The 23,699-nt window shown below is 37.7% G+C and carries 20 protein-coding genes; 5 read left to right on the top strand and 15 right to left on the bottom strand.

Annotation, left to right across the window (positions count from 1 at the left end):
• Positions 1-60: 60 nt before the first annotated feature.
• The 4 genes from V7121_RS06685 to V7121_RS06670 all read right to left on the bottom strand — a co-directional run bounded on the left by V7121_RS06685 (position 61) and on the right by V7121_RS06670 (position 7,969).
• Complete coding sequence (locus tag V7121_RS06685; RefSeq protein WP_420490551.1) at positions 61-171, bottom strand: YezD family protein; 111 nt, start codon at positions 169-171, stop codon at positions 61-63.
• Positions 172-440: 269 nt separating this feature from the next.
• A complete protein-coding gene (locus tag V7121_RS06680; protein ID WP_335546100.1) occupies positions 441-2,477 on the bottom strand; it encodes a YhgE/Pip domain-containing protein in 2,037 nt (678 codons plus the stop codon).
• 130 nt (positions 2,478-2,607) lie between these two features.
• Entirely contained in the window at positions 2,608-4,557 is a 1,950-nt protein-coding gene (locus tag V7121_RS06675; RefSeq protein ID WP_335546098.1) for an LTA synthase family protein, read from the bottom strand.
• A 247-nt stretch (positions 4,558-4,804) separates the two neighbouring features.
• Complete coding sequence (locus tag V7121_RS06670; protein WP_335546096.1) at positions 4,805-7,969, bottom strand: efflux RND transporter permease subunit; 3,165 nt, start codon at positions 7,967-7,969, stop codon at positions 4,805-4,807.
• A 152-nt stretch (positions 7,970-8,121) separates the two neighbouring features.
• Between V7121_RS06670 and V7121_RS06665 the strand changes: the two genes are divergently transcribed.
• Complete coding sequence (locus V7121_RS06665) at positions 8,122-8,982, top strand: TetR/AcrR family transcriptional regulator (RefSeq protein ID WP_335495123.1); 861 nt, start codon at positions 8,122-8,124, stop codon at positions 8,980-8,982.
• Positions 8,983-9,093: 111 nt separating this feature from the next.
• The gene (locus tag V7121_RS06660; RefSeq protein ID WP_335495124.1) at positions 9,094-10,698 is read left to right on the top strand and encodes an MDR family MFS transporter; all 1,605 of its coding nucleotides are present in this window, start codon (positions 9,094-9,096) and stop codon (positions 10,696-10,698) included.
• 42 nt (positions 10,699-10,740) lie between these two features.
• Here the strand turns inward: V7121_RS06660 and splB are convergent, their stop codons facing one another.
• Both splB and V7121_RS06650 read right to left on the bottom strand, forming a co-directional pair.
• A complete protein-coding gene (gene splB / locus V7121_RS06655) occupies positions 10,741-11,769 on the bottom strand; it encodes a spore photoproduct lyase (RefSeq protein WP_335546095.1) in 1,029 nt (342 codons plus the stop codon).
• Positions 11,762-12,010, bottom strand: coding sequence for a transcriptional regulator SplA domain-containing protein (locus tag V7121_RS06650; protein ID WP_335495128.1), 249 nt, complete (start codon positions 12,008-12,010; stop codon positions 11,762-11,764). The genes splB and V7121_RS06650 overlap by 8 nt, the downstream gene beginning before the upstream one ends.
• A 199-nt stretch (positions 12,011-12,209) precedes the next feature.
• On the opposite strand from V7121_RS06650, the gene V7121_RS06645 reads away from it, so the two are divergent.
• Entirely contained in the window at positions 12,210-12,545 is a 336-nt protein-coding gene (locus tag V7121_RS06645; RefSeq protein WP_335495130.1) for a hypothetical protein, read from the top strand.
• A gap of 39 nt (positions 12,546-12,584) precedes the next feature.
• Here the strand turns inward: V7121_RS06645 and brnQ are convergent, their stop codons facing one another.
• The 3 genes from brnQ to V7121_RS06630 all read right to left on the bottom strand — a co-directional run bounded on the left by brnQ (position 12,585) and on the right by V7121_RS06630 (position 16,151).
• Positions 12,585-13,898 (bottom strand): branched-chain amino acid transport system II carrier protein, encoded by a 1,314-nt coding sequence (brnQ, locus tag V7121_RS06640; protein ID WP_335495132.1) that lies wholly within the window; start codon positions 13,896-13,898, stop codon positions 12,585-12,587.
• A 150-nt stretch (positions 13,899-14,048) separates the two neighbouring features.
• Positions 14,049-15,260 carry a GNAT family N-acetyltransferase gene (locus tag V7121_RS06635; protein WP_335546092.1) on the bottom strand — a complete coding sequence of 404 codons (1,212 nt, stop codon included), beginning with the start codon at positions 15,258-15,260 and terminating at the stop codon, positions 14,049-14,051.
• Positions 15,261-15,380: 120 nt separating this feature from the next.
• Positions 15,381-16,151, bottom strand: coding sequence for a L,D-transpeptidase family protein (locus V7121_RS06630; RefSeq protein ID WP_335546090.1), 771 nt, complete (start codon positions 16,149-16,151; stop codon positions 15,381-15,383).
• Between the two features lie 344 nt (positions 16,152-16,495).
• Between V7121_RS06630 and V7121_RS06625 the strand changes: the two genes are divergently transcribed.
• Positions 16,496-17,605: a carbohydrate kinase gene (locus V7121_RS06625; RefSeq protein WP_335495135.1), complete on the top strand. Its 1,110-nt coding sequence runs from the start codon at positions 16,496-16,498 to the stop codon at positions 17,603-17,605.
• The gene (locus V7121_RS06620; protein ID WP_335495136.1) at positions 17,602-18,516 is read left to right on the top strand and encodes a pseudouridine-5'-phosphate glycosidase; all 915 of its coding nucleotides are present in this window, start codon (positions 17,602-17,604) and stop codon (positions 18,514-18,516) included. Before V7121_RS06625 ends, V7121_RS06620 begins: the two co-directional genes overlap by 4 nt.
• A 129-nt stretch (positions 18,517-18,645) precedes the next feature.
• Here V7121_RS06620 and kynA read toward each other — a convergent pair whose 3' ends face one another.
• The 6 genes from kynA to V7121_RS06590 form a co-directional block, all read right to left on the bottom strand.
• Entirely contained in the window at positions 18,646-19,494 is an 849-nt protein-coding gene (kynA, locus tag V7121_RS06615) for a tryptophan 2,3-dioxygenase (RefSeq protein ID WP_335495137.1), read from the bottom strand.
• Positions 19,495-19,522: 28 nt separating this feature from the next.
• Complete coding sequence (gene kynU, locus V7121_RS06610) at positions 19,523-20,794, bottom strand: kynureninase (RefSeq protein WP_335546088.1); 1,272 nt, start codon at positions 20,792-20,794, stop codon at positions 19,523-19,525.
• Between the two features lie 75 nt (positions 20,795-20,869).
• Complete coding sequence (locus tag V7121_RS06605) at positions 20,870-21,337, bottom strand: RidA family protein (RefSeq protein ID WP_335495140.1); 468 nt, start codon at positions 21,335-21,337, stop codon at positions 20,870-20,872.
• Between the two features lie 192 nt (positions 21,338-21,529).
• On the bottom strand, positions 21,530-22,231 hold the full coding sequence (locus V7121_RS06600) for a pirin family protein (protein ID WP_335495142.1): 702 nt from the start codon (positions 22,229-22,231) through the stop codon (positions 21,530-21,532).
• 194 nt (positions 22,232-22,425) lie between these two features.
• Positions 22,426-22,821, bottom strand: a complete 396-nt coding sequence (locus tag V7121_RS06595; protein ID WP_335546086.1) for an iron chaperone — start codon at positions 22,819-22,821, stop codon at positions 22,426-22,428.
• Between the two features lie 66 nt (positions 22,822-22,887).
• Positions 22,888-23,685, bottom strand: coding sequence for a rhamnogalacturonan acetylesterase (locus V7121_RS06590; protein ID WP_335503096.1), 798 nt, complete (start codon positions 23,683-23,685; stop codon positions 22,888-22,890).
• Positions 23,686-23,699 lie beyond the last annotated feature (14 nt).

Raw genomic sequence — 23,699 nt, 5'->3', positions numbered from 1 at the left:
CCCCCTTTTATTTAAACGGCAGACTCACCCGATAAGGTAAAGTCAGCCTCTAGTTGTCTGTCAGCGAATTTTATTTGTTTGGAGACGAACCTTTTCGTTTTTCTCAATTTGCACTATTTTCCCATCTTGGATTACTAGAGTAATAGAACCATATTTTAAAGAATCCAGCATCCGTTCAATATGCCCCTGTAATTCTTTCCATTCCAAGGCTTCCAGTTGATTCGCCCCCTTTTAAAACCGCCAATCCATTTAGAAAAGGCAGTAAAATCTTATTTCCATTGATAATTACCATTAATCCTACCATACTCATAGGAATTGTCAAGATGATTAATTATAATATTTTAAAAACTTTATAAACAGAAAAAAAGGCTTAGAAATGGACAAGGCAGACAATGTGAATTTCTGCCTTGTTCATATTTCTAGCCTCTCAGTTGTTGGCCCTACGGAATAATCCTAGTTGTCCTGGCCTTTTCTGCTGTTTGTTCAATCCGTTTACTTAATGGTTTCTTTAAAGCTAAAGCAAGAAGTAAGCTCAAAACAATAATAACAATCAATGCGAGAATATCTTTAAATACCACCTCCACGATCATTCCACCCACTGTTTCACGGAGCATACTCACCGCATAGGTAAAAGGCATATAAGGGTTAATTTTTTGAAAAAAAGAAGATGTTAAACTTACTGGAAATGTAGCACCAGAACTTGAGATTTGCAGCACCAAGAAAATAATTGCTAATCCTTTTCCAATATTTCCAAAGACTGAACATAAACAATAAGTGATTGTGACAAACACGATACTAATAAAAATACTGAAAATGACAAACCATAATTTGTTTACAGCATATGAATGAATGATAAAAATATCACCAAGGGACACAATGGCCGCCTGAAAGATTCCTATGGTTAGAAACGTACTAAGCCTTCCTAAAAATAGCTGGTACCCCTTAAACCCAGGCTCGTGATTTTCAACATTCACTTTAAGTGAGGCAATTAATAGTGTAGCTCCAACCCAAAGTGCAAGCATGGTATAGAACGGTGTCATCGCAGAACCGTAGTTCGGAATAGGAAATAGCCTTTTTGTTTTTAATAAAATTGGATTGGAGAGAAAACTGCTTTCTTTTTGCGGATCATGCTTTAGAAATTGAATTAAATCGTACATATCTACACTGCTTTCAAACCTTCTAATAAGATTAGCTGCTCTTTTGACCTTCGCCTCAAAGGAAGGTAACTCATATCGAGCCATGTCCGCTGCCTTGTGAATCGCATTTACCACCACAGGCAGTCTTGTTCTAATCAATTCTGATCCGTTACGAATATCGTTCTCCAAAGATGGTAAGTCCGTTCGTACGAAGTCGGCCACACGATGTAGCTTTTGTTCATTGTTTGCAAAATCACCCTTAAAAAAATCAGCCGCTGAATTAATGCCCCTAGTAATCTTATCGACTTTGTCTTGAAGACCTATTTGTGCCTCATCAATATCATGATGAATGTTAACAAGCTGGTCGTAAAGTCGACTTAATTGCTCCTGATTTGCCGTGAGGCCACTTTGGTTCGTAGAAGCTTCCTTCATTTGGTCAATGGAAGTTTGAAGCTCGCTTTCAATTTCTGTTAACTTAGTTCCCATATCGATTAATAATTGCTTTGCTTGATTCAAACTTGTAATTTTCTCCTGCATGGCAATCACATGATCACCAGCATTTTTTATAGGTGGCAAGAGATCTTCAACTTTTAAAATACTGTTAGCTGCTTGTTGAATCTCTGGAATTCTCTGCTCCATTTCAATTATCTTTTGGCCCTTTGCTTGGATATCTGGCAACTTATTCTCTAGTTCAATCGCCATTTTTCCCATTTTCTCTATCTCAGGTAAAGCTCTTTCTAATTCAAAAATCTTCTTTTCCACATTATGTATTGATGGCAATGCTTGCTCCAACTCAATACCCGCTTTATAAAACCCTTTAAAAATGGCTTCGCTTACTGTTTTTATAAATACTTGGCTTATTTGGGCGGTGACACTAGAGGCTCCTGAACTTGCTATTTTAGGGGCTACCGCATTGATTTTTTCATTTACTGCGAACTCAATCGCTGGTTTTTCAGGATTTACCTCTAGGATACTTGCCAGTTTTTTTGAAAAATCCTTAGGAAAAATCAGATAGGCATAATACTTTCCCTCCTCCACACCATTAATCGCTTCGTTTCGATTTACAAAAACCCAACCAAGCTGATGATTCTTTTTAAGATTTTTTACCGTATCTTTCCCCACATTTATTTGTTTCCCACGAATTTGCGTTCCTTCATCCTCGTTACTCACAGCCACCCGTATCCCTGATGTATTGCCATATGGGTCCCACATTGACTTAATGTTCACCCAGGCATATGCCGAGGGCAGGACCATAAGTGCCAGAATTAACAACATAACAGTAGGTACATGAATGATATTTTTCCAATCAGTTTTATAAACGTACCAAACCTTACCTATCATAATCACCCCTATACAAACTTTCAGCATTCCTTATCTTTACACTTTTCGTCCATATTGATTCTGTTTAGCCAAGGAAAGGAAAATTTGAAAATAAAAAAACTGCCTGAGAAAATTTTCTCAAGCAGTTTTTTTATTTAGAGACTACATTCTTTTCATTATTATAGTTGTATTGTGAACGGTCCACCGCGGTGAAGTTTTCTGGTTTGTAGAACCGTAATAAATCGCCATTTACCACTTTATCTGAAAGCTTTAATTTATACTCCACGATTTTCTGATCCTTCTTCGCTTCAACATTTTTCTCTTCGTTTAATTTCATTCCCGTCTTGGAATCATAAAACTTACCATCAATCGATGTAATGGTTGAACTTAAAAAGTCTCCATTTCTGAAGGGCACTAAATCATCATGCTCTTTAGATAATAAGTCAGTTCCAAATTGGACATATTCTTTCGTGTCTGTGCCAAGCAAGTGCAGAAGTGTTGGAAGAAGATCGATCTGGCCGCCATATTCATGGTTCACTCCACCTTGCATCCCTGGTACACGAATAAATAATGGCACTCGCTGTAAACCAGTACTCTCAAAAGGTGTAATTTCTTTACCCATGACTTGCGCCATTGCTTTATTATGATTTTCGGAAATTCCATAATGGTCACCATACAAGACTATAACGGAACGATCATATAAACCTGATTTTTTCAGGTAGTCAAAGAATTGCTTTAAAGCTTCGTCCGCATATCGTGCGGTTTGAAAATAACCATCAACAGATTTATCACCCGTAGTTCCGGGTGCAATCGTTGCGTCTTCCTCATTAATTGGATATGGATAATGATTAGATACAGTAATAAACTTTGTATAGAATGGCTCTGGTAAAGACTCCAATAGTGGAATGGATTGTTCATAGAACGGCTTATCCATTAACCCATATTCGGCTAAATCTTTCGTATTGATATTATAGTAATTTGAATCAAAGAACTTGTTAAAGCCAAATGATTTATAAATTTCATTACGATTCCAAAAGCTCCCTGAATTACCGTGGAACACGGCTGATGTGTAGCCCTGCTGACCTAAAATGGCGGGAGCAGCTTCATAGGTGTTTAAACCTTTTGTTGTGTAAGCAGAACCTTGTGATAATCCATATAATGAATTTTCTAACATAAATTCAGCATCTGACGTTTTACCTTGTCCAGTTTGATGGAAGAAATTATCAAAGTAAAGCGTATTTTGATCTTTCGTTAATGAATTTAAAAATGGTGTAACCTCTTCCCCGTTCAATTTGTAATTAATAAGGAAGTTTTGCGTCGATTCTAGGTGTAAATAAATGACATTCATTCCTTTTCCAGCTCCAAAGTAAGCTGGATTTGGCTTTGCATAATTAGATTTTGTATAGTTAACGACCTCGGTAATATCATCACTGCTGGCCATAACTCTTTGTGCTGATGCTTTCGTACTCTGAACAGCATCATAAATCGTGTAATTGTACATGCCCAAATATTTAACAATATAGTTGCGGTCAAATCCTCTTGTTAATAATTGCGGACGGTCCGTTTCAGCTAAAGCTAAATTCGCACTTGAAATCGCAAGGGCCATAGAAAATAAAGCTGCTACTTTCCCACGACTCATATCATTAGCATCTATTTTCACAAAACGAAAAGCAAGTAAACCAATTAACACTATGACATCAATGAAGAATAAGAAATCGTATGGCTTCAATAACGAAGTTACACTGCCACTAACATCGCCAAAGTTTTGTGTCTGCGTTAAGGTTGGTAAGGTAATAAAATCACTAAAGAATCGGTAAAATAAGACATTTGCATATAAAAGAAATGATAAAAGAAAGTCTAATACAATTAGACCAATATACTTTTTTCTACCTTTTAAAAAGAAAGCAATTCCCAAGAAAAGTAAAGCAGATCCAAGCGGATTAATAAATAATAGAAACTTTTGAAGAGAATTTTCGATTCCTAAGTCAAATTGAGTTAATTGCACGATATATGTTTTTATCCATAAGAAAAAAACTGCTAAAAAGAAAAAGCCAACATATTTATTAAAAATACTTTGACCTATTTGTAATAAGTTATTCATAAAGCACCTACCTTGTAATCTATGATTATATAATTATTATTATTTAATGATAATGTTTAATACTGCTCCCAATAGTCTAACATCTATCTTAACAGTTAAATATGAACAATCCATGAATATTTAATGGTAAATCAATTTGGCTAACACAAGAACAATACTATACTCCGATTTTTAAAAATGTCAAGGATACAAAAAAAGAAGCTGATTCTCCTGTTAATATGATTTAACAAAGAATCAGCTTCTAGGGTTATTTTTCAATTAAAGTGTTTTGTCGACTAACTTTCCGCTTCATTTTCATGAGTGTTTCATACACAATCGGTACAATGACAAGGGTAAGCAGTGTTGAACTTGTTAGTCCACCGATGACAGTAACACCCAATCCCTTTGAAATAAGTCCACTTCCCTCCATACCGATGGCTAACGGGATAAGTGCCCCGATGGTCGCGATCGCTGTCATGAGAATTGGACGAAGGCGTGTCGCTGCTGCCTCGAGTAAAGCCTCACGTGTAGATAATCCATCATTTTCTTTATGAATTACTCGATCAATCAATACAATGGCATTTGTTACAACAATTCCGATTAACATCAAAGCACCGATCATTGCAGATACACTTAAGGTTTCACCAGAAATTAACAAACCTAAAAGTCCACCGATAATCGTAAATGGTAATGAAAATAAAATTGCTAGCGGGGCTAAGCCTCCACCGAAGGTAATGACAAGAACTAAATAAACGATGGCAATAGCAGCAAGCATGGCTAAGCCTAATTGTGTAAAGGATTCATTAATATCTTCCGAAACCCCGCCTATTGAAATATCAACATTCGATGGGAGCTTCAATTTATCTACTTTCTTCTGAACTGCCTTCGAAACCTTAGCCACATCTTTTGTGGTAATTTCCGCACTGACACTTGCATAAATACGACCTTCACGTCTTGTTATCCTATCAGAGGTTTTCCCCTCTTTTACATCGACAACATCCTTTATTGGGACTTCAATCCCCATTGGTGATTGGATTGTTTTATCCGTTAGGTCATGAATATTCTCATATTTATCTTTCTCAAGTTCTAAATAGACATTCATTTCTTTGCCGTTATTTTCAATGGTTGTCAATACTTGCCGCTGTCCATTACCCGCAAGTCCCATTCCAATTTGTGCAGCAGAAAGACCTAATTGACTTAATTTTTCCTGGTTAGCGACTAACGTGTATTCCTCATAGGTATCAGCTATACTCGTCTTCACATTTCGAAGTGAGTCATTTTTTTTGAAAATTTCTTCTATATTATTGACGACAGGTTCAATCACGTCCATATTTTCACCATATACATTAAATGACAATGCATTTGATGAACCCATACCAGAAAAATTCTGACTTGCCCATTCCCCTTTATCTTTTCGTTTGTTCAACTCTTTGATAACCTTTTCCGTTTCTTGCGAGAAGTTTTTAGTATCCTTCTTATATTCAACAAAGAACATCGCCGAATTACTTTGACCTGGATTCATTGGATTCTCCCCGCCGACGGAAAACTGAATCGTTTTAACGCCTGCTCTGTCCTCAAAAAATCCTTCTGCTTCGGTGGCAATCCGCTCCACTTCATCTAATGTTTGGCCAGGTGCTGGTTTATATGTGGCTACCACCATTTTTTGCTCATCACTTGGAAGGAAACTTACCCCAATGACCGGCACTAGGAATAAACTGCCCACTAATAATAGAATAGCTAACCCAAAAGTTATGATTTTATGGTTTAAAGACCAATTAAGAACCTTTTTATAGCCAGAAGCTAATTTACCGGGTTTATTCTCAACGTGGAGCTGTTTTGATGATACACCTTTTTTAAATAATGAATGGGCCATCATCGGAACAACCGTAATCGCAACTAATAATGATGCCAATAACGCAAATACGATCGTTAAGGCAAACGGTAAGAACATTTCTCCAACCGGGCCTTTAACTAACCCTAATGGAAGGAATACAGCTATCGTTACAACGGTGGAAGAAAAAATCGGCATAAACATTTCTCTCGTTGCAGCTACTATTAATTCCTTCCCGCTTAATGTTTCATTTTTTAAAGACATTCGTCTAAAAATATTTTCGATGACAACAATCGAATCATCTATAACTCGACCGATGGCGACAGTCATAGCTCCCAGGGTCATCATATTAAGTGTAATATTCATCTGTTTTAATAGTAATATCGCAATTAAAATCGATAATGGAATAGAGATAACCGAAATTATTGTTGTTCGGAAATTTCTTAAGAAAAGTAAGATGATAATCATTGCGAATATCGCACCGAATATTGCTTTATTCAACATAGTTGAAACGGATTCTTCGATCGGCTTCCCTTGGTCAAAAATAGTTGTAACCTTTAACCCATCCACGTGATCTTCAAAATCAGTTAACTTTTCCTTGACAGCGTTCACAACATCTACAGTATTCGCATCTTGTGCACTGGTAATTTGAACTCCAATAGACTCTTTCCCATTGGTCCTAGAGATTGATTCTGCTTTTCCAACTACCTTTATCGCGGCAATATCATTAAGTTCTATAGTAGGGATTGCTGTTGGTGCCTGGACTGATTGTTTTCCTTGACTAACTTGGCCACCGCTTATCCCTTGTTGTTGATTTTGTTGATTGGCGGGCATTCCTTGCTGGGCACTTCCTGCAGCTGGGATAACAGGAATTTTTATCGCTTTTAAATCGGCAATGGTGGAAATATTCCCATCAATAACAACAGACTTTTGTGTATCTTTGAATGTATACAATCCTAATGGAAAGGTAACATCGCTAGCTTTAATTAAATTCTTAACGGTTTCTTCGGTTAAGCCAAATTGCTTTAATTTAGCCTGATTAAATTTTAATTGGACCTCGTCCACTTGTTGACCGGAAATCTGAACGGCAGATACGCCTTCAATACCTTCAAGTTCTGGAACGATATCCTCTTCAGCTGTTTTAGTTAATTCTGCCAAGGATTGTTTAGTATTTGTCATACTTAAGGACATGACTGGGAAAGCAGAAAAACTCAAACGTGATACTTTTGGTTCCTGTACTCCGTCAGGAAGTTCAAGATTGCTCAATGCCTCCTTCACTTCATTTTGAGCTTTCTCCATATCTTTATCAAAATTGTACTCTATTTGGATCGATGAGGCATTTTGGAATGAAGAGGAACTAACCACCGAAACCCCATCCAAATTCTCGACACGCTTTTCAATTGGAATTGTCACTTTCTCCGCAACTTGTTCTGGTGTCGCACTTGGATAGACAGCCAATACTGTAACAAGTGGTGTACTTATATTTGGAATGGTTTCAAGTTTCATGTTCATTCCAGAATATAAACCAGCAATTGTAATAATAATGGTTAATAGCCATACCGCAAATTTGTTTTTCAATGAAAACTGAATAATTTTCTTCATATTCCGCTCCTTCTATACCTAGTTGACATTTTAGTCTGCTTCGAATAGGATTGACTATACGGTCACAATAAATTTAATCTTACTGACCATTCGGTCATAAGTCAAGACATATACATTTCTACATAGGAACATCTAGTAATGGAGGGTTTATATTGACAGAAAAGGAGCAAGTGATATTAAAATCAGCGATAAAGCTTTTTGCTCAAAAGGGTTTTTCATCGACTTCGATACAAGAAATTGCTACTGAAAGTAATATTTCCAAGGGAGCATTCTATTTACATTTTAAGTCAAAAGATGAATTACTACTCGCTATTTTGGAATATATATTTGAAACGATTGAATCAAGCAGGCTTGTCTTTGAAAATCAGGATTTATCCCCTCGAGAAAAATTCATTAAGCAGATTTCTTCATTTTGCAAAACCTTAATTGGTCACAAAGAATTTATGATCATGCTCTCCAAAGAACAAGCAATCCCAAGGAATGAAGAAATCAAGAAACTTCTCTTCAAAAAGCGTTTTGAATCACATTTATTATATCGAGAAGGATTAATTGCTATATATGGTCAAGAATTGGAGCCTTTTTCGATTGATTTAGCCTTAATTCTTGAAGGTTTGTTTCATTCATATGTGGGTTTATTAATGCTTGAACCTGCCGAGTTTGACATCGAAGAGCTTTCCCACTTTTTAATGAGAAGGTTGGACAGTATTGCAAAAGAGATTTCATGTGAAGCACCCTTCTTAACGGAGGAAAAAATCGGAAAAATAATTAAAAATTCCAAGCAATATTTTCAACCTGCAAATGTTCATAACACGGTACAAAATATGAGAAAAGAAATTAATCGAATGGATAATAGAGAAGCTCTAGAGATCACATTAGAGGTACTAGAGGAGGAAATTAACAAACAAAGCCCTCGACTGCCAGTAATAAAAGGGATGCTTTCAAACTTTAAAGGAGTGTCACCACTGGAAAAATACATTCAGGAGATTGGGTCATTTTATGGATTTGAAATATAATGGATAGGGTAATAATTTCCTTTCCTATAAAAATAATTGACTGACCGGCCAGTTATAATGTATATTTTATGACATGATAGATTTTACTAACATCTAGATAGGAGAAAAAATATGGTGATTGAAGAGAAACAAATTAACACAAAGTTAATTCTAACCGGGCTTATTATCGGGATGTTTTTCAGTGCATTAGAACAGACCATCGTTGGAACAGCCATGCCTACGATTATTTCCGAATTAAATGGTTTTACCATTTTCGCATGGGTTACAACAGCTTATATGATTACATCCACTACAGTCGTTCCGATTGTCGGAAAACTATCTGACTTATATGGGAGAAGGTTCCTCTATTTACTTGGGACTATTATCTTTATTATCGGCTCTGGTCTATGTGCCACTGCGACATCAATGGAACAATTAGTTATTTATAGAGGTCTTCAAGGGATCGGCGGCGGGATGATTATGCCCTTATCTCAAACTATTATCGGTGACATCTTCACAGCAGAACAACGTGCTAAGTGGCAAGGAATTTTTGGCGGCCTCTTCGGGCTAAGTTCTGTTATTGGTCCATTCTTAGGAGGATTAATTGTTGATAGCATAAGCTGGCACTGGATTTTCCTCATTAACGTTCCTTTTGGACTACTTTCCGCTATTTTAATTTTTATGGGATTAAAGCACGAAACTGTTGCGAGTAAAGGCAAAGTTAATATTGATTACCTTGGAATTATCACCTTAATTCCTGCGATTGTTTTACTATTGTTTGGATTGACGTTCGGTGGAGATAAATTTGAGTGGGCCTCAACTACCTCTTTTCTTATTTTCGGAGGGTCGATTTTATTGCTGATTCTTTTCGGGATTATCGAACGAAAAGCAGTTGAACCAATTTTAGACCTTTCGTTATTTAAAAATCGAATTTTTGCCACGATGAATGGATTAGGGTTTTTACTTGGATTGGGTATGTTTGGCGCTATCATGTTTGTCCCGATGTACATGCAAGGGATTCTTGGCGTTTCACCAACTCAGGCTGGTTCTACAATGACACCTATGATGATTGCAATGATTGCTGCAAGTGTAGTTGGCGGACAGCTGTTATTAAGATTTAGCTTCCGCACCGTCTTAACAACCGGGATGCTTCTTAGTTCTTTAGGATTCTATTTAATGAGTACAATGGGTATCGATTCCAACGAGTTCACAGCCTATGCCTATATGGTTGTTCTTGGCCTTGGGATGGGCTTAGTCATGCCAACCTTAATGATAGCCATACAAAATGAATTTCCTAAATCTCAGCTTGGAACAGTCACCTCAGCGTCCACCTTCTTTCGTTCAATAGGTGGAACAATTGGAATTACCATACTAAATTCAATTATGAACCATACACTTAAAAATGAAATGGCAATTGTTGCAAAGGATGCGAATGATCCAATTGCACACCAAGCATTAACAGCTCTTTCTGAAAAAACAGATTCATTATTTAGTTTGCTGATTAACCCAAGTCTTTTAAAAATGCCTGAGGAGATTCTAAAAAATGTGATTCATGCCATTCAAGTGGCTTGGTCAAATTCTTTTTCTACGGTCTTCTTGACAGGACTCATTTTCATTGCAGTTGGTGTCTTTGTGGCACTTGCTGTTGGTAACGGTCGGATTAAAAGAGACAGCGAACTAAAGGATGAAGTCAAACAAGAAGTAGCCTCACTTGGTAAGGGTGCAACCGAATCATAATAGTCCATTAAGAAGAGGGACTCAATCTGAATCCCTCTTTTTCTATGTGAAATATTCTATTTTTGCTTGTGGAAAAAGGGTGTTAATATACATGCCAAGCGTGTCCTTTATATCTTCTTGCTCTTCGTTTGTATAGACAAACTTGCCGATACCATAGCGTCCCCATTTCCATTTCCGTTTCGTCTCATCGAGTTCTAGTTTTGTCATCGGATAATTTTTTTGGATGACCCGTTTAGCTGGTTTTGTAAAACGATGTTGAATCATTTCAAAGGTTAAATCCTTTTTAGCTGCTTCCGGAAGCTTTGCCTCCAGCGTTTCTAACATTTCTTTATATCCATCTTTCCATCCATCGTGGAGATAAATGGGCGCAATGATAAATCCTAACGGAAATCCTGCCCCCGCCACCTTACTGGCAGCTTCGATTCGATCGGGAAGTCTGGATGTCCCTGGTTCAAAATTCTTAATTATATAATCATCATTGACACTAAATCGGAACCGCGTTTTTCCATTATGCTTCGCATCAAGCAAATGGTCGACATGAGCGAATTTAGTAACAAAACGAAGTTTTCCATATTCCGATTGTCCAAAAAATTCAATCGCTTTTTTTAAAGTATGGGTCAAATGGTCGACTCCAACGATATCTGAGGTACAAGAGGCTTCAAATCTTGTAGGCTCTGGTGCGCGTTCCTTCATGTAATTTTCGGCTGCCTCAAAAATATCTTCAAGGTTAACATAGGTACGAATATAAGGTTTACTGCCCATCGTCGTCTGTAGGTAGCAATAATGACAATGCCCCATACACCCTGTTACAAATGGGATTGCGTATTCGGCAGAAGGTTTGGATGTATCGAACTTCAATGTTTTCCTCACTCCGACCACGAGCGTTGATTTTGCAGTTCGGTATTTTTGAAAATCGTTATCCCCAGGTAAATTTCGAATTTGATTATGTGAAGTCGTTTCCCTAATTTCAATTCCCATATTTTCAAATTTAGCGACCAACTCTTTGCCAAGCGGGTATTCAAGGGCACTTGGTTCGACATACACGAGCTGGGGAACAAAGGGCTTAACCATAATACCCCTCCGTCTCTGGTGACCCAAATGCATCTTGATAGGCAAATTCTGCTTCTTCCGCAGATGAATAGACAGCCACATCCTCTGTTAAAGGATAATAGGTTTCATACACAAAAAGAGAAAGCTGATTTGGGTTCTCAGGATTTTGCACAACGGCCGCTTGTTGAACATTGGCTACATCTTGTGCGTGTGGATTTCGAATGATGATATAAACAACTTGTCCTGGTTGATAGGATTCCATTAATTTCACCTAACCTTTTCCAATCGAGGTTTTAATCGTCATTTGTATTATTCTCCTTTCAGAATTTTTACAAGTGATGAATTTTTTCCAATTCCAAAACACAACACAAAAGGAACAACCCATCGAAGTAAGAATAAATATAATGATTTGTGGGAAGTTAATTTTAAGTTTGTAAAATCTTATTGAGGGGATGCTGCCAATGGCAATTTTTGTCTACCAGACATTTGAGATTAAACAGGATAAATTTAAAGAAGGAATTGAAAATTTGAAAGAAATTAAGACGTTCCGAAATGAGAATTATGATCATAATGTTGAGATATTAACACCTGTTTCTGGTGAAGATCATACATACGCCCTTCTCACTAAATATGAAGGCTTAGCTGAAATGGAATTACAAAACAAGAAGATGTTTGAGGATGAAGAATATTTAAAGCTCATTGGAGACTTCTTTCTTCAAAATATTGTTCAAGGCAGTATGTATACGCAAATTTATCGCGCACTTACCGAGAAAAAAACAGATAAAAAACAAAATTAATCAGAAAAAACACGGCTGCGGATAGCCGTGTTTTTTGGGTCAAACTTCCACATTTTTATCTCTCAACATTCCCACTAGATAGCCAACAATTAAACCGGCCAAGGCTGGGATTATCCATCCAATACCTTCTGTGTAAAAAGGAAGAATTTCAAGTACCCCATTCCATTTACTTGCAAGGAACGTTTTATTAAGTGTATCAAGAATGCTAAAAAGAGCAACAAAGCTGACAACTGTAATATAAATATGCCGAGAGCTCTTAATAAAATCATCGATGAGGCCTAAAAAAATGACCACGATTGCGATTGGGTAGATCATGCCAAGAACCGGAACAGAAATTTTTAGGATTTGCGTTAGACCTAAGTTAGCTATCGCTGTACTAAGAACAGCTAATATGACAACCCATGTTTTATACTTAATTTTTGGAAGGGCATTTGCAAAAAATTGACTGCATGAAGTAACTAAACCAATCGAGACACAAAAACAAGCAATTGTAAAAACTACCCCTAAGATTAAGGTGCCGCTTTGCCCGAACAAATGAGTCATCACATTAGATAATATTTGTGCCCCATTTTCTGCTTTTCCTAAGGAGGCACTGGCAGCCCCTAAATAACCTAAAATAAGGTAAATTACCGTTAACAGCAATCCTGCACCTATTCCGGCATACATCATATATAATGACCGTTTTCTCTGCTCTAGTATTCCTTGAGATTTTAATGTATTGGCGATAACAATTCCAAATGCTAATGCAGCGAGTGCATCCATTGTTTGATAACCATCTAATACTCCTTGGAATACAGGATTCGAAACATAGCTTCCTCTCGATGCTTCGAACGATCCAATTGGGTCCATTAAGCTTTTTACAAAAATAATAGCGATAAGGGCCAAAAGAATCGGAGTCAATAATTTCCCAAAAAGGTCAATCAACTTCGATGGATACATGCATAACCAAGTTACTAATCCAAAAAAAACAATACTATAGACTAACAATGATACAGGGCTTCCTACGAAATTGCCTCCCAAAAAAGGAGCTAATCCCATTTCAAATGCAAGGCTGCCGGCACGTGGAATCGCCAAACCAGGTCCGATTGCGATATAGATGAAAAATGGAAAAATTAAAGCAAAAATAGGATGGACTCGTTGGTTAAGCTCATTAAAGCTGCCAGCCTTAGCCACCGCAATTACACCAAAAATCGGTAATCCCACTGCTGATACAATAAATCCAGCCAGTGCTGTCCAAAGATGATTCCCCGCAGCTTGCCCCAAAAATGGAGGAAAGATCAGGTTACCAGCCCCGAAAAACATGGAGAATAACATAAAACTAATAAAGACGATTTGTTTAGCAGAAAAATTCATTCATAAACTCCTTTTTCGAAAAAAATATTATTCCATAATAATAAACCAGAAATAGCCCTTAATGGAATATTTTTTTTATACTTCCAATAGCTGAATGTTAAAAGTCCTCTTCCAATTTCGAAAGAGGAGAACAATTACACTTTGTAAGCTTTAAAAATAATCGGAAAAATAAGGTGTCTCACGTTCAATTAGATTCTCTAATATAGCTACTGTTGGATCGTTACAGACAAGGCGACCAATCTTAGCCAAATAGGTTGGCCGTTTGTAACTGAAGAACATTGTCGTCAGTGTCTGAATAGAAACAACTACATCTGGCTGATTTTCACTAGGAATTAAGACTCCTTCACCAATGGCAGATACCCGAAGCGTAAAAACCCCTTGATTCCACTCTAAAATTGGATCTTCAATCTTAAGAGTAATGTGAATTTCTGTACCTGGTGCTCTGAAAGGAAAATGTCCGATAAACTGGGACACATCAACAATTCGTGCCATGAAATAGGGAGAAATGGTTTCTTTAATATCTCCATCCTCCAACCAGAAGGCTAAGGGGTCATTTGTATAAATATTTCCGACCACTTTCGTTACCATTGAAAAATGCGCACTAATAAAATTCCAAAGTCCCTTTCTTGCCTCTTCATTCATATATACCATTTCCTTTACGTGCAACACATCATGAGAAATCCAGTATAATAAATACCCTTGAGGTTGGTGAGAATGATCATAATAAACAGCAGCAGTTAATTCATCCACATCCCATCTCCAGAATTCTTCCCATGCTAAATTGTTTCGAATCATAGCTGCATGATGCCTAAGAGAAAAGAGTTGATAAACCGTTTTGACATCCGGATGTTCTGTATTTAACCGATCTACATAACCAGATACTATCTTAACCTTAGGCAATTGATAGTCTTTGATCTCAAAGGTCATCTTATCGGAAATAATCTCCCAGCCTTTTTTTCGATAAAAAGGTTGGGAATAAGGAAATAAATACGAAATGGATTGTTTTCTTTCTTTCATATCCGCAAGTGCCTGCCAGATCAATTTATTCATTAGGCCTAAATTGGCATACTCTGGATAAGTCCCTACCCCTGTCAAGCCGCCCATCTCAAATGTTTTTCCGTAAATATTTACTTGAAAAGGGTAAACAGCAATTTGCGATATTAGTTTTTCACCATCAAACCACCCTAGCACATCGGCCTGCTCCAAAACAGGTAGTTTAGCTAATGCGATTTCACGCTCTTCCCACCCCACTGTTTGTAGGTCTTTTTTGGTCACCTGGAACACATACCGCAGCAACTCATTAAACTGCCGCCAATGCTTTGGTTCCACTCTCTCCATTTTGAGCCTATCTAGTCGACTCATACAATTACCTCCAACCAATATCAATCTACCTGTATTTTACGTAAATTTAGGTAAACTTACACAAAATTCAGGCTCAAAAAAAAGCTGCTCATTTAATTGAGCAACTTCATGGTTTGCTAGTTATTTTAGTCCGAGGGCCTTTTTCGTTGCTGGACCGGCAATTCCATCTACTGTTAGTTTACGAGCCTTTTGAAATTTGCGGAGAGCAGTATCAGTGTTTACTCCAAAAACACCGTCTACACCATTCGTACTAAATCCAAGTGCAGTCAACTTACGCTGAAGTTCTTGAACAGCTGGACCGCGACTGCCTTTTTTAAGGATTTCTCCACTAGTGCTAACTGGAACAGAGGGTGCACTTGACCCGCCTTTTACTTTGTATCCATTGGCTGCTGCAATTGCAATGAAGGATTTTCCTGACGAGGTGATGATAACTGGTGTACCGGTCGGTACTTGACTATACAGCCACTCTACTTCATTATCATACATTCGAATACAGCCGCTGCTTACATACCCGCCAATAGAACTTGGGTTGGCATTGCCATGAATTGCATACGTAGTCCCCCATGTTCCACGTGCATTTAAACCGAGCCAGCGGTTCCCTAATGGATTACGAGGATCTCCGCCTGGAATATGCCCCTTATAGTAAGGCCTATTCTTAATTTTAACTACTATCTTGAACTTACCTTCTGGTGTATACGACTTTTTTCTCCCAGTGCCTACTTTAAACTGCTTTTTAAACACTCCATTTTCAAAATACGCAAGCCGGTTGGTCGTCTTGTTAATAATAATCAACTTCCCATTAGAAGCTGCGGACCCTGTCGGAACCCCAATAAAAAAACTAGACACCATAAAAAAGGCAAATACAAAAAAAACGAGCCACTTTTTGGGCAATCTGACCCCTCCCATACGACATAAATACTAATCCGTGTATCATATGTCGAAGGGACTTGTACACATTACAATTTTATGATAATTATTACAATTTAGGCTGAAAATGCTTAATTGAAGAATTTATAACGTGATAAAAAAAAGTTGACCAAAATAATAAAAAGAAGTATACTTCAAACGTAAGTTTATTTATCGAACAAAAGTTTATTTTTAAATTTCTACCTAAACAAATATCAAATCAGGTGCTGTAAAAGTTCCAGCAACACGGAGTGAATTAAAAACCTTTAGTTCGAAATAATAATACAGTTAGATAAGAATTAAATAATGTAATTTTATGGGGTGAGTTTGTGCCTGAAAAATTGAATGAGAAAGAACAATTAATTTTGGATTTAATCCGGAAAAACCCCTATGTATCCCAACAAGACCTTGCAGAAATTGTTGGACTATCTCGTCCAGCGATTGCAAATATTATTTCTGGTCTTATTAGGAAAGGAAATATTTTAGGCAGAGCCTATATACTAAATGAATCACAACAGGTTATTTGTATCGGCGGCGCTAATATCGACCGGAAATTTCACATCAAAGAAAAAGCCCAGTTAGGTACCTCCAATCCAATTTTCGCGACTCAGAATGCAGGCGGGGTTGCTAGGAATATCGCAGAAAACTTGGGGCGGCTTGGATTGGATGTTTCTCTGATTTCAGCATGCGGTACCGATAAAGATTGGTCATTTATTGAAGAAGCTTCTTCTCTTTACATGAACCTAGAAACGGTCACTCCCTTCCCTGAAAAATCAACGGGGTCTTACACAGCTGTATTAGATGATTCCGGAGACTTAATTATTGCCTTAGCCGATATGGAAGTGTATGAGGCAATTACACCTGAATTACTGCTTAAACATGATTTCATTCTAAGCCGAGCAAAATGCATCATGGTTGATTTAAACTGTCCCAAAGAAACCATTCAATTCTTATGCAACTTTGCCAAAAGCCATGACAAACCGATAGTCATTATACCTGTTTCATCACCAAAGATGAACCGATTACCCGCAGACCTCGATGGTGTCACTTGGCTAATTACGAACCGTGATGAATCTGAAACATACTTTCACATTGAAATTAATAATGAGGAAGATTGGAAAAAGGCAGTAGAAAAATGGCTTGCACTGGGGATTTCCAATGTAGTCGTAACGAATGGAAAAAAAGGCTCGATGATTGGTAATAAGGAGGAAGGAATTTTTCAAGTTCCTTCGATTGAAACGACTGAAATTGTGGATGTTACAGGAGCGGGAGATGCCTTCTCCTCTGCTGTCATTTACTCATGGTTAGAAGGTAAGTCCTTAAAGGATATTGCTAAAGCTGGAACTATAAATGCTTCTAAAACATTGCAATCAGCTTATACAGTCAGACCAGAATTATCTGCAGACCAACTACAAAAAGACATGGAGGAATTAACATGAAACAATATATTACATTTTCTGAAGAAGTACAAACCGCCAAGGAACAAGGGAAACCAATTGTTGCGTTAGAGTCCACGATTATCTCTCATGGTATGCCCTACCCACAAAATGTACAAACCGCTCGTGAGGTGGAACAAATTATCCGTGATAATGGAGCCGTTCCGGCAACGATTGCGATTGTCGATGGAAAAATTAAAATCGGATTATCCGATGAAGAATTAGAAATGTTTGGAAAAAGTAAGGATGTTGCCAAAGTATCAAGACGTGATTTAGCCTCTCTAATCGCGACCAAAAAACTAGGAGCAACAACAGTAGCAGCAACAATGATCTGTGCAGAGTTAGCAGGAATTAATATCTTCGTTACTGGTGGTATTGGCGGCGCTCACCGCGGAGCAGAGACTACCATGGATATATCTGCAGACCTAGAAGAACTAGCACAAACAAACGTGGCCGTCATTTGTGCGGGTGCCAAATCGATTTTAGATTTAGGATTAACGATGGAATATCTTGAAACAAAGGGTGTACCTGTGATTGGCTATAAGACCGATGTACTCCCTGCTTTCTTTACACGCACAAGTGAATTCACATTAAACTTACGTGCAGATGATGTGGATTCAATCGCCTCTACTTTAAAAGTAAAATGGGATTTGGGTCTTAAAGGCGGCGCTGTAATTGCGAATCCGATTCCTGAAGAACATGCCATGGACGAGCAATTTATTAATGGCATCATTGAATCTGCATTAAAAGAGGCAGACGAACGAAAAATTGCCGGTAAAGATGTAACACCTTTCATGCTTGGCAAGGTGAAAGAACTAACAGAGGGCAAAAGCCTCGTTGCAAACATTGCTTTAGTTAAAAACAATGCAGTTGTTGGAGCAAAAATAGCCGTTAGCTTTAATGAAATGAAATAAGAACTCTTGAACAAACAGCCCCTTCGATACTATGTCGGAGGGGCTTGTTCACTTAATAATAATTTAATAGATTAAAATTTAGAGCAAGAATACGATTAAAGAATTTCCTATACAATTATACAAGCTATTTTATAGCTTTGTTCGCAAACTCCAGAGTTCTGGGAAAAATTGTTGATCTAGTACTCTTTTTAAATAAGTCACTCCAGTCGACCCACCTGTCCCCTGCTTATGACCAATAATTCGTTCCACGGTGGTCATATGATTAAAGCGCCATAATTGCTGTTGATTGCCGATATCGACTAATTTCTCTGCCAACTCGTATAAATCCCAGTATTGATCCACATTTCGATAAACTTTTAGCCACGCTTCTTCAACACTAGCATTGTGTTCATAGTTTTTAGCCAAATCCCGATGGCGAACTTCACCATCAATGTGTAATCCACGTGCAACAAGAGCTTTGATCGCTGCATCATAAATACTTGGCTGCTGGAGGGCCGCTTGCATTTTTTCATACAGTTCCTTTTGATGCTGATAGACGGCTAACGTATGCACATTTTTATTACCTAAGGCAAATTCAATCAACCGGTTCTGATAGGATTGGAATCCTGACGATTGACCCAATTTATCCCTAAACTCTAAATACTCAGAGGGCGTCAAAGTTGAAAGTACGCTCCATGATTGAATTAATTGCTGCTGTATTCTCGAAACACGCGATAGAATTTTGAAAGATGGCTCTAAATTGTTATTTTGAATATACTCAACCGCTGCTGACAATTCATGAATGATTAATTTCATCCATAATTCACTTGCTTGATGAATAATGATAAATAACATTTCATCATGATGGTCGGATACCCTTAACTGACTTGATAGGACTTTATCTAACTGAAGATAATCTCCATAAGACATTGCTTTTTGAAAATTGGTTTGTATCGTTTTCTCAAGTCCGTCGTTTGCGTTATTTTCTTGTGAATTCATTGTAGTGCGTTCCCCCTCAGTCCATAGGTTAAGCTATGATTTCACGTTCATTCTTAAACTTTTCATACTGCTTTTCAGTCATGATTTTCTTAAGAACTTGGACAACTTCCCACACCTCAGAATAGGAGGTATAAAGCGCAACTGGTGCAAGTCGGATAATATTTGGCGCACGGAAATCGGGAATAATACCATTTTCTTTCAACGCCTTACAAATGCGCGCAGCTTCTTTGTGTTCTAAACTAACATGACCACCACGTCGGTAATCCTCCAAAGGGTTTCCAATCATAAATCCCAATCCTGTCGCTTCTTGTTCTAATAGGTCCATTAAAAATTTATTAATCTTTAATGACTTCGTGCGAATATTCTCAATGCCTGCTTCTGTAAAAATCTCCAATGCACCAAGTAATGGGGCAAGACTCAGCACATGTGGTGTCCCAATCTGATAGGCACCGGCTGAATCCGCGAGGGTTAAAGTGTGCTCCATATCGAATTGCTTCTCTTTTTTCGAGCCGAACCAGCCAGCCAAACCAGGGGCAGTGCCAAAATGTTTAGAATTCACATATAAACCACCTACAGTTCCTGGACCACCGTTTAAATGTTTATAATTACACCAATACGCAAAATCAACGCCCCATTCAGTAAACGAATGCGGAATCGCACCGATTGAATGACAACCGTCAAAACCAATGAGGATTCCTCTTTTGTTTGCTTCTGCTGTTAAACGCTTCATATCTAAAATTTGACCGCTTCGATAAAGGACAGTTGGCAAAATGATCAGCGCAATTTCATCGGTCATCGCTTCAATAATAGCTTCTTCCTCTAAAAAGCTACCATCCCGGCTTTTGACTCTTACAAGATGTGTATTTGAGTCCAAACCATGAATTCGAAGCTGACTTTGAAGCGCGTAAATATCTGATGGGAAAGTTAATTCATCAGCGAGAATTTTTGTCCTTTTCCCTTCCGGCTTATAAAATGTAGCTACTAACTGATGCAAATTAACGGTTGTAGAACCCGTTACAATCACTTCATTTGCTAAGCCTCCTACTAGTGGAGCCATCATCTCTCCTAATTTTTCTGATAGGAAAAACCACGGATGTTTCCCTTTTGTCCAGCCGTCAATCCCATGCTCCTTCCAATCATTTAAGGATTCTAAGAGTGTCCGCTCTGCTCTTTTCGAAAGAAGCCCCAATGAATTCCCATCCAAATAAATCGAATTCGGCTTAAGGTAAAACTCCTCGCGATATCGATTAAGGCTATCCTCTTTGTCCAGTAATTGTGCATTCTCTAAAGATAAAAGCATATCGATCCTCCCATCCACATTAAAATATACACTCGTTGAGTAGGCAGTCATTTATTTTCTACTGATTAAACCTCCCTAAAAACCCTCGACAACCTCAACGATCATTTCAATCTCAACAGCATTATTGTGTGGCAGCTGTGCCATCCCTACAGCTGACCTCGCATGCCTGCCATTTTCTCCAAGCACTTCAACTAACAAATCAGAGCATCCATTCATTACCTTCGGATGATCTTTAAAATCTGCAGAGCTATTAACCAAACCAAGGAGTTTAACAATCCTTTTCACTTTGCTAAGATCACCGAGTTCATTCTTAATTACTGCCAAGAGATTAAGACCACACTGCCTTGCTGCTTGATAACCCACTTCTATTGATATATCCTCACCAAGTTTCCCTCGGTATTCATCGGTACCTTGACCTGAAGTAAAAATAAGATTCCCTGTCCGTACACAACTAACGTAATTTCCAGATGAAGGGCGAAGGGGCGGTAGCTTTAATCCAAGTGCTACTAATCTTTCTTCGGGAGTCATCACGTTGTTTACCATCTTCTCATCTCATTTCTGAATAAATTAATAGATTACCTATACCACTAACAATCTACGTATAATACCAATAGCAGATAAAACTTGTTTGACTACATTTTCGATATCCATATCGGAAATCCTTTTTTGAATTCAAAATAAATAAAAGAAGCAGGATTCAATTGAATTCCTGCTTCTTCTCTATCACTATTGTCTTTAACCCAAATTTTTCATCTCTAAAATTAATACATGAGAATGTTCATTTGCTGTAATTTCAATGTCCTCTTCAACAATTTCCATCGCATCCCTGGTACTTAATACAAGGTTATTTACTGATGAGCTTCCTTCAATCTGGACCATATACGCCTGTCTTCCTTTAGATACTGAAAAGCTAATTTCCTTATCCTTATCGAGTTCTAAGGCGAACACATTCATATCCTGGTTTATTTTTATTGGAGCATCTCCGGTTTTGCTTGAAACCATATGGAGCCATTTATTAGTGCGGTCGTCCCAATTGAAGCGAAAGTCTCCATAACTAGGCACATAGCCTGTTTGATCTGGGAGGATCCAAATTTGTAAAAATCTTAAAGTCCTTTCACCGTTATTAAATTCACTATGATATACACCGGTTCCTGCGCTCATATATTGAACATGACCACGTGAAATCGTGCTTTTATTTCCCATACTATCTCCGTGAGTTAATTCTCCATCAACAACATAGGATATAATTTCCATATTCTTATGTGGATGAAGACCAAATCCTGTTCCCGCTTCCACCAAATCATCATTAATTACTCTTAACATCCCAAAGTTCATATTTTCTGGATTATAGTAGTCGGCAAAAGAGAAATGGAATATACTTTTTAGCCATCCTAAGTTACTTCTACCCATGTAATTGTTATCAAGTTTTTTTAGCATAATCTATTCTCTCCTTCTAGCTAAGATAAGTAAATATATATTCTTGGTAATATCTCAATTTATATTATCTTGAAACTGAGATAATAATACAACATATATTTATCTTTGTCAAAGAAAACACTAGAAATCCTAAGTGGTGACGAGTATCCCTTTTATGTAAAAAAAAGAAACTAACACATATTAGTTCCTAAATCTTATAATTTTTTTTTCTTTTTCAATTTCCCCTCAGCTCGTGTTACATTCTCTGTAACTCTATATTTGACAATCTTACTTATTAATTCATATGGAAGTGGTCTTCCTAAAGGAAACTGTACTGATCCTTTAGCACCTTTGTAATCCGACAATTCTTGTTTAAATGCCGCGATTCCACTAGAAGTTGGATAAAAACCAATATGGTTTTTATAGGCTGCAAAATGAACTAGGTTTCCATGTAGAGCAAATGTAGGCATTTGATAACTAATCTTTTCTACAGCTTCAGGTGCCGAATCTTTAATCACTGTTCTTAATTTATTAAGTGTTACCTGAACCTCAGCAGGAAATTGTCCAATATAGTCATCTATGGTTGAATAATTAATTTTGTTTGTTTCCATAATATATCCGCTCCATCATTTTTATATATTTTGTTCATATTGTCCAGCAAAAACACAATAGTGCCATTATTTTATGATGTGGTTTTGAAGTGGAACCAGCTTTAACTCCTTAACCCCTTCTAGGACAAGACGGGAAATCAATTCAGCTCCAGCTTGCTGAAAATGTACGTTATCTTGAATTCCATCTGGATAGTTCTTTTCCTTCCCGGCATCAAGCCACATGAAAACCTCCCTCGTCTCCTCTGGCCCAAGCTCTTGAAACAGTTGCTTGCTTTTAGCAGTTAGGTCTATAACAGGTACATGTTCTTCCAATCCAAGTTCCTTCATGGCAGCAGGATATTCACCATGTGAATCAAGCGCTGTTCCATCTTTAGAAAAACTTCGGCGTTCAACGGGGGTCACAAGGACCGGAAGGGCTTGTTTGGCACGAGCCCCATCTATATATTGTTTTAAATAGCTTTTGTAGGAACCATTAGGCTCCGTAAAACGGGTCGGATCCTTTTTTATTTCATCATTATGGCCAAATTGAATGAATAAATAATCCCCTTTGTCAATCTGTTTTAAGATGGAATCGAGTCTCCCTTCATCAATAAAACTTTTAGAACTCCTGCCAGATTTGGCCATATTTCTCACAACGATTCTATCATCAAAAAACCGATTAAACCCCTGACCCCAGCCTGCTCGAGGTGCGGATGAACTTAGGTAATCTGCAACAGTCGAATCCCCAGCCAGATACACCGTTATATGGTTTTTATGGGAGTGTTTATCATTCGCCTTATTTGCCATGCTGTTTCTAGCAATCAATCCGAAAACTAATAAGAACAAGATTGCAATTAATAGTTTACCGATCACCTTTTTCCGCATATAACTCCTCCTTC

The sequence above is a fragment of the Neobacillus drentensis genome (genome assembly GCF_036962125.1).
Lineage (GTDB): Bacteria > Bacillota > Bacilli > Bacillales > Cytobacillaceae > Neobacillus > Neobacillus drentensis_B.
The sequence above is the reverse complement of the archived record's forward strand: the minus strand, read 5'-3'. Positions and strand labels throughout refer to the sequence as shown.

Bases quoted from the DNA above. Each gene is read 5' to 3' on its own strand.
- V7121_RS06685 (WP_420490551.1), bottom strand. From the start codon at position 171: ATGCTGGATTCTTTAAAATATGGTTCTATTACTCTAGTAATCCAAGAT.
- V7121_RS06680 (WP_335546100.1), bottom strand. From the start codon at position 2,477: ATGATAGGTAAGGTTTGGTACGTTTATAAAACTGATTGGAAAAATATC.
- V7121_RS06675 (WP_335546098.1), bottom strand. From the start codon at position 4,557: ATGAATAACTTATTACAAATAGGTCAAAGTATTTTTAATAAATATGTT.
- V7121_RS06670 (WP_335546096.1), bottom strand. From the start codon at position 7,969: ATGAAGAAAATTATTCAGTTTTCATTGAAAAACAAATTTGCGGTATGG.
- V7121_RS06660 (WP_335495124.1), top strand. From the start codon at position 9,094: ATGGTGATTGAAGAGAAACAAATTAACACAAAGTTAATTCTAACCGGG.
- splB (WP_335546095.1), bottom strand. From the start codon at position 11,769: ATGGTTAAGCCCTTTGTTCCCCAGCTCGTGTATGTCGAACCAAGTGCC.
- V7121_RS06650 (WP_335495128.1), bottom strand. From the start codon at position 12,010: ATGGAATCCTATCAACCAGGACAAGTTGTTTATATCATCATTCGAAAT.
- V7121_RS06645 (WP_335495130.1), top strand. From the start codon at position 12,210: ATGGCAATTTTTGTCTACCAGACATTTGAGATTAAACAGGATAAATTT.
- brnQ (WP_335495132.1), bottom strand. From the start codon at position 13,898: ATGAATTTTTCTGCTAAACAAATCGTCTTTATTAGTTTTATGTTATTC.
- V7121_RS06635 (WP_335546092.1), bottom strand. From the start codon at position 15,260: ATGAGTCGACTAGATAGGCTCAAAATGGAGAGAGTGGAACCAAAGCAT.
- V7121_RS06620 (WP_335495136.1), top strand. From the start codon at position 17,602: ATGAAACAATATATTACATTTTCTGAAGAAGTACAAACCGCCAAGGAA.
- kynA (WP_335495137.1), bottom strand. From the start codon at position 19,494: ATGAATTCACAAGAAAATAACGCAAACGACGGACTTGAGAAAACGATA.
- kynU (WP_335546088.1), bottom strand. From the start codon at position 20,794: ATGCTTTTATCTTTAGAGAATGCACAATTACTGGACAAAGAGGATAGC.
- V7121_RS06605 (WP_335495140.1), bottom strand. From the start codon at position 21,337: ATGGTAAACAACGTGATGACTCCCGAAGAAAGATTAGTAGCACTTGGA.
- V7121_RS06600 (WP_335495142.1), bottom strand. From the start codon at position 22,231: ATGCTAAAAAAACTTGATAACAATTACATGGGTAGAAGTAACTTAGGA.
- V7121_RS06595 (WP_335546086.1), bottom strand. From the start codon at position 22,821: ATGGAAACAAACAAAATTAATTATTCAACCATAGATGACTATATTGGA.
- V7121_RS06590 (WP_335503096.1), bottom strand. From the start codon at position 23,685: ATGCGGAAAAAGGTGATCGGTAAACTATTAATTGCAATCTTGTTCTTA.